At 56.1% G+C, this 14,178-nt stretch carries 14 protein-coding genes; 6 read left to right on the top strand and 8 right to left on the bottom strand.

Features of this window, described 5'->3' with window-relative positions:
• Positions 1 to 12: 12 nt before the first annotated feature.
• From fliI to fliF, 4 genes are read right to left on the bottom strand one after another with little or no spacing between them, the layout of a single operon-like run.
• Positions 13 to 1,383, bottom strand: coding sequence for a flagellar protein export ATPase FliI (gene fliI, locus O1724_RS14530; RefSeq protein ID WP_003859604.1), 1,371 nt, complete (start codon positions 1,381 to 1,383; stop codon positions 13 to 15).
• Positions 1,383 to 2,090, bottom strand: a complete 708-nt coding sequence (gene fliH, locus O1724_RS14525; protein WP_045330338.1) for a flagellar assembly protein FliH — start codon at positions 2,088 to 2,090, stop codon at positions 1,383 to 1,385. Before fliH ends, fliI begins: the two co-directional genes overlap by 1 nt.
• On the bottom strand, positions 2,083 to 3,081 hold the full coding sequence (fliG, locus tag O1724_RS14520) for a flagellar motor switch protein FliG (protein ID WP_003859608.1): 999 nt from the start codon (positions 3,079 to 3,081) through the stop codon (positions 2,083 to 2,085). Before fliG ends, fliH begins: the two co-directional genes overlap by 8 nt.
• Positions 3,074 to 4,756 carry a flagellar basal-body MS-ring/collar protein FliF gene (fliF, locus tag O1724_RS14515; protein WP_099544398.1) on the bottom strand — a complete coding sequence of 561 codons (1,683 nt, stop codon included), beginning with the start codon at positions 4,754 to 4,756 and terminating at the stop codon, positions 3,074 to 3,076. Before fliF ends, fliG begins: the two co-directional genes overlap by 8 nt.
• A gap of 228 nt (positions 4,757 to 4,984) precedes the next feature.
• On the opposite strand from fliF, the gene fliE reads away from it, so the two are divergent.
• Positions 4,985 to 5,299, top strand: a complete 315-nt coding sequence (fliE, locus tag O1724_RS14510; RefSeq protein ID WP_003859612.1) for a flagellar hook-basal body complex protein FliE — start codon at positions 4,985 to 4,987, stop codon at positions 5,297 to 5,299.
• A 74-nt stretch (positions 5,300 to 5,373) separates the two neighbouring features.
• Positions 5,374 to 5,787 (top strand): lipoprotein YedD, encoded by a 414-nt coding sequence (gene yedD, locus O1724_RS14505; RefSeq protein WP_003859613.1) that lies wholly within the window; start codon positions 5,374 to 5,376, stop codon positions 5,785 to 5,787.
• Between the two features lie 445 nt (positions 5,788 to 6,232).
• On the opposite strand, the gene amyA is transcribed toward yedD, so the two are convergent.
• The 4 genes from amyA to fliD form a co-directional block, all read right to left on the bottom strand.
• A complete protein-coding gene (gene amyA / locus O1724_RS14500) occupies positions 6,233 to 7,720 on the bottom strand; it encodes an alpha-amylase (RefSeq protein WP_003859614.1) in 1,488 nt (495 codons plus the stop codon).
• A 98-nt stretch (positions 7,721 to 7,818) separates the two neighbouring features.
• Entirely contained in the window at positions 7,819 to 8,190 is a 372-nt protein-coding gene (gene fliT, locus O1724_RS14495; RefSeq protein WP_003859615.1) for a flagella biosynthesis regulatory protein FliT, read from the bottom strand.
• Positions 8,190 to 8,600: a flagellar export chaperone FliS gene (gene fliS, locus O1724_RS14490; protein WP_003859616.1), complete on the bottom strand. Its 411-nt coding sequence runs from the start codon at positions 8,598 to 8,600 to the stop codon at positions 8,190 to 8,192. Before fliS ends, fliT begins: the two co-directional genes overlap by 1 nt.
• 30 nt (positions 8,601 to 8,630) lie before the next feature.
• On the bottom strand, positions 8,631 to 10,043 hold the full coding sequence (fliD, locus tag O1724_RS14485) for a flagellar filament capping protein FliD (RefSeq protein ID WP_023324904.1): 1,413 nt from the start codon (positions 10,041 to 10,043) through the stop codon (positions 8,631 to 8,633).
• 269 nt (positions 10,044 to 10,312) lie between these two features.
• Here fliD and O1724_RS14480 point away from each other — a divergent pair, with 269 nt between their 5' ends.
• From O1724_RS14480 to tcyJ, 4 genes are all read left to right on the top strand, one after another.
• Entirely contained in the window at positions 10,313 to 11,710 is a 1,398-nt protein-coding gene (locus O1724_RS14480) for a flagellin N-terminal helical domain-containing protein (RefSeq protein ID WP_045906588.1), read from the top strand.
• Between the two features lie 163 nt (positions 11,711 to 11,873).
• Positions 11,874 to 12,593 carry an RNA polymerase sigma factor FliA gene (locus O1724_RS14475; RefSeq protein WP_003859623.1) on the top strand — a complete coding sequence of 240 codons (720 nt, stop codon included), beginning with the start codon at positions 11,874 to 11,876 and terminating at the stop codon, positions 12,591 to 12,593.
• Positions 12,594 to 12,647: 54 nt separating this feature from the next.
• Positions 12,648 to 13,199 (top strand): flagella biosynthesis regulatory protein FliZ, encoded by a 552-nt coding sequence (fliZ, locus tag O1724_RS14470; protein WP_015570235.1) that lies wholly within the window; start codon positions 12,648 to 12,650, stop codon positions 13,197 to 13,199.
• Between the two features lie 86 nt (positions 13,200 to 13,285).
• Positions 13,286 to 14,086, top strand: coding sequence for a cystine ABC transporter substrate-binding protein (tcyJ, locus tag O1724_RS14465; RefSeq protein WP_003859627.1), 801 nt, complete (start codon positions 13,286 to 13,288; stop codon positions 14,084 to 14,086).
• The last annotated feature ends 92 nt before the right edge of the window (positions 14,087 to 14,178 follow it).

The raw sequence follows: 14,178 nt of genomic DNA, 5'->3' as shown, positions 1-14,178 counted from the left end.
CCTCCACCTGTGTTACACCTGCGGGAAAATCAGCTCCAGTGCCTGGAGGGAATCTTCCCAGTCGGCGCGTTCAAAAATACCCTGTTGCAGAAATGCCTCCAGCTGCGGCCAGAGGGCAATCGCTTTATCGAGCATCGGGTCGCTGCCTTTGGCGTACGCCCCGACGCTTACCAGATCGCGGTTGCGCTGGAAGCTGGAGAGCAGTTGTTTGAAGTTACGCACGCGGGCGTAGTGTTGCTCGGTGATCAAGGCCGTCATCGCACGGCTGATCGACGCTTCAATATCAATCGCCGGGTAGTGCCCGGCTTCGGCCAGACGGCGCGACAGCACGATATGGCCGTCGAGGATCGCGCGCGCGGAGTCGGCAATCGGGTCCTGCTGGTCATCACCTTCGGTCAGTACCGTATAGAACGCGGTGATGGAGCCGCCGCCGCTGATGCCGTTCCCCGCGCGCTCAACCAACGCCGGGAGCTTGGCGAAGACCGACGGCGGGTAGCCTTTGGTCGCGGGCGGCTCGCCGATGGCCAGCGCAATCTCACGCTGCGCCATCGCGTAGCGGGTCAGGGAGTCCATAATCAGCAGCACGTGCTGGCCCCGGTCGCGGAAATCTTCCGCAATACGCGTGGCGTAGGCGGCACCCTGCATACGCAGCAGCGGCGACACGTCCGCAGGCGCCGCGATCACCACCGAGCGGGCGCGGCCCTCCGTACCCAGAATGTTTTCAATGAAATCTTTGACTTCGCGACCACGCTCACCAATCAGGCCAACGACGATCACGTCCGCCTGGGTATAACGCGCCATCATGCCGAGCAGGACCGATTTACCCACGCCGGAGCCGGCAAACAGCCCCATACGCTGGCCGCGTCCCACGGTGAGCAGGGCGTTAATCGGCCGCACGCCGGTATCCAGTACGTGCTCGATTGGCGTGCGTTGCAGCGGGTTGAAGGGTTGGGTGATCAGCGCGCCGGTTTCGGTGGTATCAGGGGAGGGCAGGCCATCGAGCGGTTTGCCGCTTCCGTCCAGGACGCGGCCCAGCAGCGCCGGACCGAGCGGGAGCTGTTTGCCGCTTTGCAGGCCGTCACCGCTAATGTTTTTCGCGTAGACGCGGGCGCCGGGCAAAATCCCTTCCACTTCTTCAAGGGGCATCAGAAACAGGCGCTGACCGTTGAACCCGACCACTTCGCTTTCCACTTCACGCGTGTCGCCCCCGTCCTGACGCTCAATCACGCAGGTGGCGCCGAGCGGAAGTTGCAGCCCCGTGGCTTCCAGAACCAGACCGGTGGCGCGCGTCAGGCGTCCATAACGACGAACGGATGGCAGCTGCGCCATCTTCGTTTCAAAATTATCAAGCGTGTTAAGCCAGCGCGTAAGGCGAGCGGTCATCAGACGACTCCCGGTGCCGCCAGGCGGCACAGTTCCTGCCAGCGGGTCGCGACGCTGGCATCCAGATCGCCCTCATCCGCCGAGACCTTACAGCCTCCGTGATGAAGTGACGGATCGCCGCGCAGCCGCCAGCCGTGCAGGCTCAGCGTCGCGCCGAGGCTCTCTTCCACGCGCTGCAAATCATCAGGATGAACGCGCAGCTGCGGTTTGCCGCTGAACAGCGGCTCCTGCTGGAGCAGCCCCTGGATCTGCTTAATCAGCGCGGCGTTATCCACTACCGGCGTCTGGCCGATTACCTGACGGGCCGCCTCCAGCGCCATCTGCATCAGGCGCGAGGCAATCACGCTGTCGAGCGCATCCAGCGTATGCTGAAACTCGCTCACCAGCTGCTGCATGCGAGCATGTAGCGGCGCCTGCTGCTGGCGCGCCTGCTCGATGCCCTGCTCTAAACCTTTCGCCAGCCCTTCCTGATAACCCTGTGCGTGCCCGGTCTGACGGCCTTCGTTCATCCCTGCATTGAAGCCCTGTTCGTGCGCCTGCATTTGCATCTGGGCCAGCAACTGGGCGCGCTGTTCCTCTTCACTCAGCTCGGGTTCGCCCGCCCCGGCGTCGCCCTCGTCGGACGACACAACGGCAGGGGTGAACTCTGCGCTGGGAGGGGAGAGGTCGTCAGGCGTCCAGCGCTTCCACGACAGTTCATCAGACATAGGTGTCGTCTCCGCTGCCAATCACCATCTCGCCGGTTTCGGCCAGTCGACGAACAATAAGCAGGATCGCTTTCTGTTCGTTTTCCACCTGAGACAGACGTACCGGGCCACGGTTGGCCAGGTCGTCGCGCAGGATATCGGCCGCACGCTGGGACATGTTGCGCAGGAACTTCTCGCGCAGCGGCTGCTCGGCGCCTTTGAGGGCGATAAGCAGCGATTCGGAGTCCACCTCCTGAAGCAGGCGCTGGATGCTGCGGTCGTCCACTTCGACCAGGTTTTCGAACAGGAACATCTCGTCGATAATTTTCTGCGCCAGCTCGCCGTCGAACTCGCGTACCGCCGTAATAACCGCCTCTTCCTGCTGCGTTTTCATCAGGTTGATGATTTCCGCTGCCGTTCTCACGCCGCCCATTTTGCTGCGCTTGAGGTTCTGGCCGTCGAGCAGGTTGTTCAGCACTTCGGTCAGCTCCGCCAGCGCGGCTGGCTGGACGCCGCCGAAGGTGGCGATACGCAGCATCACGTCGTGGCGCAGGCGCTCGTCGAACAGCGCCAGAATATCGGCCGCCTGGCCCCGTTTGAGGTGGACCAGAATGGTGGCGATAATCTGCGGGTGCTCGTCGCGAATAAGATCGGCGGCGCTTTGCGGCTCCATAAAGTTGAGCGTTTCGATCCCACTGGCGGTGTCGCGCGTTTCGAGAATATCTTCCAGCAGGCTGGCGGCGCGCTCTTCGCCCAGCGCCTTAACCAGCACGGAGCGCAGGTATTCGTTGGCGTTGACGTTGAGGGCGGCAAACTGCTCGGCTTCCTGCTCAAACTCCGCCAGCACCTCGGTCAGCTGCTTGTTAGAGATCTGGCGCACGTTGGCCATCGCCGCGCTGAGGATCTGCACTTCTCGCTGGGAGAGGTGTTTAAACACCTCCGCCGCGCGATCTTCGCCAATGGTCATCAGCAGGATGACGCTCTTATCGGTGCCTGTAAGCGTATTACTCATGTTCGTTACCCATCCAACCGCGGATGACCAGCGCGACGACGCGCGGATCGTTATCTGACATTTCGCGAATGCGCTGGCTCATCACCTCTGCGCCCATGCGCTGGTTAGCACGACGCTGCTGCATCTGTTCATCTTTGCTGAGACGAACTTCAACCGCTTCTTCCTCGTCCGGACGCGCGTTCTTCTGTTCCAGCGCGGCTTTCTCGGCTTCAGCACGACGCTGTAGCTGAGGACGAACGCCCTTACGCCACAGCAGCCACGCGACAATCAGCACCAGCAGCCAGCGGCCTGCGGACATCAGCTGATCGAAGAACGCCTGCTGTTGCCAGAACGGCAGTTCGCCACCGGTCTCATCCACCGGGTTGAACGGTGAGTTCACAACGTTGAGGGTATCGCCACGTTTTTCAGAGAAGCCCATCGCTTCGCGGGTCAAATCTTCGATCTGCTTCATCTGCTCCGCCGTGAGCGGCAGCGGTTTACCGTCCGGCAGCGTTTTGTAGTTCACCACCACGGCAACAGAGAGACGCTGAATATCGCCCGTGTTCAGTTTGGTATGGCGGATGGTCCGGTCGACTTCGTAGTTGGTCGTTTCGTTACGGCTGCTGTTACGCGGGCCGGCACTGTTCGCGGTCGAGGTCGTCTGCTGATTCGTTTGCTGACCGTTCTGCGGGTTTGCCGGCGGGGTGGAGATTGGCGCGGCGTTGGCAGGTGCAGGCTGGTTAGAGAGCGCACCCGGCACACCGCCAGGATATTGGCCGCCGACCTGTTCCGACTCATTGATCTGACGCGAGCGTAACACGGCGCGGGAGGCATCCCCGTTCGGAGCGTACTGCTCTTCGGTCTGTTCTTTATTCGAGAAATCAATCTGCGCGGTGACCTGCGCGTGCACATTGCTGCTGCCGACCACCGGGCCCAGAATCGCTTCAATGCGACGCTGAAGACGGCCTTCCACGTCGGCGGCGTATTTCAGCTGGGCGTCGTTGAGATCGCGCCCGGCGGTGTTGGACTGCGTCAGCAGATGACCACTCTGATCCACCAGCGTGACGTTACCCGGCGGCAGACCGGCCACCGCGCTGGAGACCAGGTGCGTGACGGCGCTGATCTGCCCTTCATCCAGCGCACGGCCAGGTTCGAGGTTAACGGTCACAGAGGCAGAAGGGGACTTTTGTTCGCGGACAAACAGGGACGGCTTAGGCATCGCCAGGTGCACACGGGCACTTTTCACCGGGCCTAAGGTTTCAATCGTACGGGCCAGCTCACCTTCCAGCGCGCGCTGGTAGTTAACCTGCTCGCTGAACTGGCTGATGCCGAATTTTTCCTGATCCAGCAGCTCAAACCCAACCGCGCCGCCTTTCGGCAGCCCCTGCTGGGCGAGACGCAGGCGAAGCTCGTGCACTTTATCTGCCGGTACTTCAAGTGCACCGCCGTTATCGGCAAAGCGATACGGGATGTTCATCTGGGTCAACTGGGTGACGATGGCACCGCCATCCTGGTCGGAAAGGTTGCTGTAGAGCGTGCGGTAATCGGGGCTTTTTGCCCATAAGACCATCGCGACAACGATCGCAATGGCGGCAGCGCCTGCCACAATCAACGGGATCTTAGGGTTGGCGCGAAGGCGGTTCATCCACTCGAGTGATTTATTCTGTGGCGCTGTCGATGCTGCTGTCGCACTCATTGCGCACCTCTTAAATCCTGGTGGTTTACGTTATTCGTGTAGAGAAACAAAACTGACTCCCGGGTCGGCAAACACGACAAAAGTTCCATACTGATGGCCCTGCCATTATTTGATGATTCGGGATTTTCTATGCGTCAAATAACCTGGTTTTTTAACGCTATTTACCGCCATTATCTTATTGACAAGCTGTTAGTCTTGACCTCGTAAAAAACCATCCAGGGGAGAGTCATGGCTATACAGGGCATTGAAGGGGTACTCAGTCAGTTACAGGCAACGGCGATGACCGCCCGTAATCAGAGCGTGGCTGACCAGCCGCCGGGCGTCAGTTTCGCCGGTCAACTGCATGCGGCGCTGGACCGGATCAGCGACAAGCAAAACGCGGCCCGTACCCAGGCTGAGAGATTTACCCTTGGCGAACCCGGCGTGGCGCTCAACGATGTGATGGCCGATCTGCAAAAAGCGTCGGTGTCATTGCAGATGGGGTTGCAGGTGCGTAACAAGCTGGTGTCGGCATACCAGGAAGTCATGGGGATGCAGGTGTAAACCTTCCAATCTTACGCTGGCAGCCTGATGGCTTTAATGCCACAATATTTTTTTCTTCGCATGCAGGAAAGATGATGAAAAAAGTAGCAATTGTGGCTGCGATGCTGACGTTAGCGGGATGTGTTCAGGTTGATAACTATCAGGAAGTGATTAAGCACCCGGTACCTTCGCAACTGGCAGGTTACTGGCAGTCGAAAGGTCCGCAGAGCGCGATGGTGAGCCCGGAAGCGATCGCCACGCTGGTGGTGACGCCAGAAGGGGATACGCTGGATTGCCGTCAGTGGCAGCGCGTTATCGCGGTGCCGGGTAAGATCATGCTGCGTTCAGATGATTATTATAACGTGACGCGTAAGCTGGATGTCTATCCGCTGGAGCGTGATGGGGCGGCGCTGGAGTATGACGGTATGGAACTGTACAAGGTTGACCGTCCAACGGTGGAATGCGCAGATTACCTGAGTAAGAATCCGCTGGAGAGTAAGCTTCCGTAACTTTTAACCCGAAGCAAAAAACTTGTTTGAGAACGACTGAAGGCTTTCAGCGATGCTCTGGTCCGGCTGTAAATCGCTGAGGCGTTTCCTGTAGGCCGGGGCGAGGCGCAGGGTTGCGCCGAGAGGGCGGGCTTTACAGGGATGTTACCTCCGCCCGTCCCCGATAAGCCGGAAGGAATAAGCCGAAGGCACCGCGAAGCGGCGATTTTCCGCCGGAAGCCCGGGTCGCCAGGGTGGTGGCGACTGAGCCACCCTGGCACGTTCACCGGTTATGTTGTGACAGAGTAGCAAGGAACATAAAGTGAACGGAATGACCACCAGAGCCGTATGTTCCCCCTCACCCCAGCCCTCTCCCTCAAGGGAGAGGGGGCCGTCTGTGCAGACATTATTTTGTGAGGATGGCGTACGCTTCGGGAGCGGGTCCGCAGACCGCACTGTTCCAGCCCTACAGCGCGTCCTCAATCACCCAGACGCTGACGCTTCCCCCGTTACAGAAGAACGTCCCTTCGCCATCCGCCGCCGTGGTCACGGTTTCCTCGCGGTTGCCTAAAAAATCACGCCAGGTCTTATTGCCGTAATTTTCCCCGAGGCAGATCGTCTTCTCGCCGTCATCACCATTCGACAGCACCACCACACAGCCCGGGTGCTCCTCAGTCCCGCTGCGGCTGAACGCAATGCAGTTTGGATGATCGAAAAACAGCGTCTGCACGCCGTGGGCAAAACGCTGCCGGGCGAGGATAAGCTCGTGGAGTTGTTCAATCACCGGCATATCGATGTGATACGTCTCGCCATCCCCGCCGGTGTCGTCATAGCTGGCGCCAAAAAGATCCGGGTAGAACACGCTCGGCACGCCGTTTTCACGCAGCAGGATGAGCGCGTAGGCCAGCGGTTTGAACCAGGCTTCAACTGGGGCTTCCAGCGCCTGCAAGGGTTGGGTGTCGTGGTTGGCAACCAGCGTCACGGCATGGAACGGATCGGCTTCCACCAGCGTACCGGTGAAAATCTGGCTCATATCGTAGTCGCGTCCCTGGCGTGAGGCTTCGTGAAATTTCATTTGCAGTGGCGCATCAAACAGCATGGTTTTGCCGTCCACCTGATTGATGTAGTGCTGCAATTTATCCACTTCGTGTGACCAGTATTCCGCCACGATAAACAGCGGCTGCGGGGCCACCTCCTGGACGTGCTCAATCCACTCTTTATAGAACCAGGCCGGGATGTGTTTTACCGCGTCAAGGCGGAAGCCGTCGCAGTGGGTTTGCTCCATCACCCAGCGCGCCCAGTATTTGATCTCCTCCGTCACCGCGTGGTTGCGAAAATCAATATTTTCACCCATCAGGTAATCGAAATTGCCCATCTCGTCGTCGACCTGATCGTTCCAGCCTTCGCCAGTGTAGTCGTTCACGATTTTGAAGATACCGTCCTCATTGGGGTTTTCAATGTGGTCGATACCGCTAAAGCATTTGTAATCCCAGATGAACTGCGAATACTGGCCGGCCCGAACGGGAAAGGTGTAGCGCGTCCAGGCTTCGCATTCGATGATCTCATCGCTGATTTGGGTGCGATCCTGCGCATCCACGCGCTGCACGCGGACGGGTTCCTTCTCATCGGCCCCCATTTTGTGGTTGACCACCACGTCCAGAAGCACCGCAATCTGGTTACTTTTTAAGGCGTTGATGGCCTCCAGCAACTGGGCTTTATCGCCGTATTTGGTGGCGACGCTGCCTTTCTGGTCAAACTCACCGAGGTCGAAAAGGTCATAAGAGTCATACCCGACGGAATAGCCGCCGGATGCCCCTTTGTAGGCCGGCGGTAACCAGACCATATTGATGCCGATTTCGTTCAGATTGGGGGCTAATGCCGTGACTTCTCGCCACAGTTCACCGCCGGTGGGGTAGTACCAGTGAAAACATTGTAAAAGTGTTGGGTTGCGCATGCACCATCTCCATGAGGTCGCGAAACTCAAGTATGGAGCAGGTTTGGCAGAAATGCCTGGCGAACGAAACGGTTAACGTTTGCCCGCCAGTTAAATGGCTAATTGATATCGCTATTACTTTGCGGAACCAGGACATGACCGCCCTGGTTACCGTAGGTGGAGAGAACGGTTTTCTGGATGGAAGATTGCCCGACCAGCTTCGCCAGCTCATCCATTCTGGCTTGCAGCAACGTTTTTACCTGGCCTTCGTTGTCCAGGATCACCCGCAGCGTCGGGCGAAGCTGCTCCTGAATCTGCGTCGAAGGTTCACTTTCCTGAGTGAGACGAGCCAGTGAGTGCACCGCATTAACATAGTCGGTTTCACAGATGATCAGATCATCCCATAGTCCCTGCCGGGCCAGTCGCAACATCAACTGGCTCTGCTCAAGGAGTTGCTGATAAAGGGCATAAAGTTGCGGTGCGTTACTCATTAGACGGCGTCCTGCATCAGTTGTGGCGTACCGGCAACCTCCTTCCACCCGTCAGCGATATTGCGCAGCAGGTTTTCCACCTCTTCGATGGCGCTGGCGTCGTTATTCACGTTGGCGTGCAGGAGGCGACGTACCATATAGGCATAAAGGGCAATCAGGTTTTGCGTAAGCTCATCCCCATTATTTTCCACCAGGCCAACCTTCAGCCCGTTTTCGATAATGTTGATGGCTTTTGAGAGCGCCAGCCCTTTTGCCGGGATATTACCGTCTGCCAGGAACAGACGCGCGCGTACCAGCGCGCTGAGGGCTCCATCAAATAGCATGATAACCAGCTGCTGCTGGCTGGCGCTCATCACCGCGCTTTCAACTTCTATCTTTGCGTAGGCTTGCGTGCCTTTTGCGCCGTACATGTTATCCCCCTCGGGTCTGATTAGCGTTTACTACTTGTTGCTGGACGTATTTTCGAACTGCTGCGTCAGGTAGCTGCTGGTGTTGTTCAGCGAGGTCATCAGTACGTCCAGTTGGGTAAACTGGGCTTTGTACTGTGCCACTCTTGCGTCAATACGTTCGCTTACTGAGTTATATTGATCCGTCAGCTTGTTCAGCGTTTTGCTTACGCCATCTTTGGCAGCCTGAATAATCCCTTTACTGGAAAGCCAGTCAGTCAGATGGGTGGCCATGGTGGTGGTGATCCCGGTGGTTTTACCGTCACCCACAACCAAATCTTTCACGGCAGCCGGGTTCTCCGTCAGCGCTTTTTTCAGCTTGTCGCTATCCAGCTCCAGCTTGCCCGTGCTTGGATCGGAAGTAATACCGACCTGAGACAGCGTTTTATAGGCGGTTCCGCCGACGGAGTTGCCCAGCATGGTTTTCAGCTGCGTCTGGATAGTACGCAGCGTACTGTCTCCGAGCAGGGCGCCGTTGCTGGAGTCCTGCGCATCTGTACCCGCATCAACCGCCGTATATTTGGTTAACGATGCAAAGCTGTCCTGGAGGGTGTTGTAGGCATCCACCCAGGCTTTCATCGCCGTTTCCGCTTTCGACGTATCTTTAGCGATCGTCAGCGTCTGGTTACCGGTGGTGACATCGTTCAGGTTCAGGGTGATATCTTCCAGCGCATCGCTGATGGTGTTGCTGCTGTTTTCGATATCGACGTTATTCACCTTCAGCTTCGCGTTCTGCGCGGTGACGCTTTCCGTCATGCCGTTGCTGGCGTCGGTGCTGGTGCCGTTGTAACCCATAAAGGATTGCAGGGCGCTGTCGCCGCTCACGCTGATGCTGACCGCGTTGTCCGCCCCGGTTTCGGTGGAGGTGATGGACAGACGATACTGACCATTACCGACGTTAATAATACTGGCGGTCACGCCGGCGTCAGCTTTGTTAATCGCATCGCGAATGCCGGTCAGCGAGGAGTTTGCCGCGCTGATATCGACGGTCACCGGATCTTTACCGTTACCGGCGGTAAAGGTGATCTTGCTGTCAGCCGTGGCAATGGCCGTTTTGGTATCCGGCTGCGCGTTTTTGGTCGTCAGGGTTTGCGCCTGCGCCAGCTGCGACACGCTGATGGTGTATTTACCGGCAATCGCGCTGCCGGTAGTGGTGGCGCTGAATGCCGTGGAGCTGCTCGACGTGCTGGTCGCCGTAAACAGGTCGGCTTTATTCAGCGCGGTGTTGGCAGTCTGAAAGGCTTCCAGTGAACTCTTCAACGTGCCGTAAGCGCTCAGCTTGGCGGTATAAGATGACTGTTGTTTGGAAATCGGCGTCAGCTGCTCTTTTTCGGCCTTGGTCAGACTATCCAGAATGTCTGCTAACTTAAGACCCGATCCAATCCCCAATGATGAAATACTTGCCATATTTATTCCTTAATCTATCGACACGTAGAACGAATAGTGGGGTTATCGGCTTTTATGGGGGAAAGTTTACGGTTAATTTCTTTTTTTTAATGGCGGGAATAACGGTAATAGAGAAGAGCTTTTCCGTGGCTAAAAAAATTAACGCGATCCTGAAAAAAAATCTAAAGGTTGGTTTGGACCAGATGATAACACCTTTGACGGCGATGAAGCCGAAGGGTGGAAACCCAAATCTAACCAAACAGATTTGATGAACAACAGGAATCGAAATCATGGCACAAGTCATTAATACCAACAGCCTCTCGCTGATCACTCAGAACAACATCAACAAGAACCAGTCCGCTCTGTCTTCTTCTATCGAGCGTCTGTCTTCTGGTCTGCGTATCAACAGCGCGAAAGATGACGCTGCGGGCCAGGCTATCGCTAACCGCTTCACCTCTAACATCAAAGGTCTGACTCAGGCTGCACGTAACGCTAACGACGGTATCTCTCTGGCGCAGACCACTGAAGGCGCGCTGTCTGAAATCAACAACAACCTTCAGCGTGTTCGTGAACTGACCGTTCAGGCAACTACCGGTACTAACTCTGATTCTGACCTGTCTTCAATCCAGGACGAAATCAAATCCCGTCTGGACGAAATTGACCGCGTATCTGGTCAGACTCAGTTCAACGGCGTGAACGTGCTGGCTAAAGACGGCACCATGAAGATTCAGGTTGGCGCAAACGATGGTCAGACCATCTCTATCGACCTGCAGAAGATTGACTCTTCTACTCTCAATTTGAAAGGTTTCTCTGTATCAAGTAACGCGCTTAAAGTTAGTGATGCAATCACCAGCGTTCCGGGAGCCACAGCAGGCTCTGCCCCGATCGCTGTAACTTTTGGTGCTGACGCAGATGGTGCGGCTGCAATTGCTAAAACGTTAGGGGTTGCGGATACTTCAGGCCTCAGCCTGCATAACGTATTGGACTCAAAAGGCGACGCAACCGGTACTTACGTTATTCAGTCGGGTAGTAATTCTTATTCAGCTTCACTGGACTCTGCAACAGGTAAAGTAACATTAAATACCACTAACGTTACTTATAACGACCCTGCAAGCGGCATTACTGGTGCAACACAAACAGCTCAGCCAATCAAAGTTTCAACTAATGCTAATGGTGAAGCTGTTGGCGTTGTTACTGTGCAGGGTAAAAACTACCTGGCTGGAGCTACAGGAACAGGTAAAGATGCAATTGCAAATAGCGGTACAACTACTCCAACGTCTGTTGCTACAACTATCCAATTGTCAGCTCAGGCTGCCGTTGCTGCAATTCCTGAAACTTCACCGGGTGCAGGCGATGCCGTTGCTGCCGTACCAGGAATTGAAGCGACTGCAGAATTTAAAGGCGCTGCTACCAACGATCCACTGGCTCTGCTGGACAAAGCTATCGCGTCCGTAGACAAATTCCGTTCTTCACTGGGTGCGGTTCAGAACCGTCTGAGCTCTGCCGTAACCAACCTGAACAACACCACCACCAACCTGTCTGAAGCGCAGTCCCGTATTCAGGACGCCGACTATGCGACCGAAGTGTCCAACATGTCTAAAGCGCAGATCGTTCAGCAGGCCGGTAACTCCGTGCTGTCCAAAGCTAACCAGGTTCCTCAGCAGGTTCTGTCTCTGCTGCAAGGCTAATCGCCTGATTACGCTTAAACCCCGCTTCGGCGGGGTTTTTTCTGTCCGCATTTACGCGTAACCCCCCAAATAACCCCTCATTTCACCCACTATTCACCCGATTAAAACCCCTCCAGAATCGGATAATCATGCCGATAACTCAACTAACGCAGGGCTGTTTATCGTGAATTCACTCTATACCGCTGAAGGTGTAATGGATAAACACTCGCTGTGGCAGCGTTATGTTCCGCTGGTGCGTCACGAAGCATTGCGCCTCCAGGTGCGTTTGCCGGCGAGCGTGGAACTGGACGATCTGCTACAGGCGGGCGGTATCGGGTTATTGAATGCAGTTGACCGGTACGACGCTCTGCAAGGAACGGCATTTACGACTTACGCAGTGCAGCGTATTCGTGGTGCGATGCTGGACGAGCTGCGCAGCCGCGACTGGGTGCCGCGCAGCGTTCGCCGCAACGCGCGCGAAGTGGCGCATGCGATGGGGCAGCTGGAACAGGAACTGGGGCGCAACGCGACGGAAACCGAAGTAGCGGAGCGTCTGGGCATTCCTGTTGAAGAGTATCGCCAGATGTTGCTCGACACCAATAACAGCCAACTCTTCTCTTATGATGAGTGGCGCGAAGAGCATGGCGATAGCATCGAGCTGGTGACGGATGAACACCAGCAAGAGAACCCGTTACACCATTTACTGGAAGGGAATTTACGCCAGCGCGTGATGGAAGCGATTGAAGCTTTACCGGAACGTGAGCAACTGGTGTTAACCCTCTATTACCAGGAAGAGCTCAATCTCAAAGAGATTGGCGCCGTGCTGGAGGTGGGCGAGTCACGGGTGAGCCAGCTGCACAGTCAGGCCATTAAACGCCTGCGCACAAAACTGGGTAAGTTATAGGTGAGTCATTCGCCTTGGAAATGCCGCACAACGTATTGACAACCAGGAGTTATCATGACGGTGCAGCAATCTAAAAGACGGCCTTTAAGCCGCTACCTGAAAGACTTTAAACACAGCCAGACGCATTGCGCCCACTGTAAAAAATTACTCGACCGCATCACGCTGGTTCGTCGCGGTGAAATCGTGAATAAGATTGCGATTTCCCGCCTCGATACGCTGATGGATGAAGCCGCCTGGCTTGAAGAGCAAAAAGAGTGGGTAGCGCTTTGCCGTTTCTGTGGCGATCTCCACTGCAAAGAGCAAAGCGACTTCTTCGATATTATCGGCTTCAAGCAGTTCCTGTTTGAACAAACCGAGATGAGTCACGGCACCGTGCGTGAATACGTGGTTCGCCTGCGCCGCCTGGGTCAGCATTTGACCATGCAAAATATCTCCCGCGATCTGCTGACGACCGGATACCTGGATGAAAATCTGGAGCCCTGGCTGCCCGCCACCAGTACCAACAATTACCGCATCGCGCTGCGAAAGTATGCACAATATAAAGTCCAGATGCCGGGCGTCATAAAGCAGAAAGTCCGCGCCGGAACAACTTCTGATATATATTAAAAAAGAATAAGATGTAGCGCAGCCGCCTTTGACGTTGCAGGCGATTTCTCTACACTACTCAAAAATTCCACTGTATCGGAGTACTTATGAAATTAGCACTTCTGGGTCGTCAGGCGCTGATGGGGATGATGGCCGTTGCGCTGGTCGCGGGGATGAGCGTGAAAACGTTCGCGGCAGAGAATCTGCTCAACAAAGTTAAAGAGCGCGGCACGCTGCTGGTTGGGCTGGAAGGAACCTATCCTCCGTTCAGCTTCCAGGGTGACGACGGTAAACTGACCGGTTTTGAAGTGGAGTTTGCGCAGGAGCTGGCAAAACACCTCGGCGTTAAAGCCTCCCTGAAACCCACCAAATGGGATGGGATGCTGGCGTCACTGGATTCCAAACGTATTGACGTGGTGATTAACCAGGTAACCATTTCTGACGAACGTAAGAAGAAGTATGACTTCTCCACGCCGTACACCGTGTCCGGTATTCAGGCGCTGGTGAAGAAAGGTAACGAAGGCAGCATCAAGTCCGCAGCGGATCTGAAAGGTAAGAAAGTCGGCGTCGGTCTGGGCACCAACTACGAAGAGTGGCTGCGCCAGAACGTGCAGGGCGTGGACATCCGTACCTACGATGATGACCCGACGAAATACCAGGATCTGCGCGTAGGCCGTATTGACGCCATTCTGGTGGACCGCCTGGCAGCGCTGGATCTGGTGAAGAAAACCAACAATACCCTGGCTGTCGCGGGTGATGCGTTCTCCCGTCAGGAGTCCGGCGTGGCGGTGCGTAAGGGTAACGAGGATCTGCTGAAAGCCATCGATGGCGCCATTGCTGAGATGCAGAAAGACGGTAGCCTGAAGGCGCTTTCTGAGAAGTGGTTCGGCGCAGACGTGACGAAATAAGTCTCTGACTGACAAAAAAAGGCGCTTTTAAAAGCGCCTTTTTTATTTCTCGCGCGTCTGCGTGCATAATGAAATAACAATTGTTTGCGTGA

This window comes from Enterobacter cloacae complex sp. HYC074_NIDB, from assembly GCF_056673345.1.
This window is presented reverse-complemented; position numbering and strand designations above follow the sequence as displayed.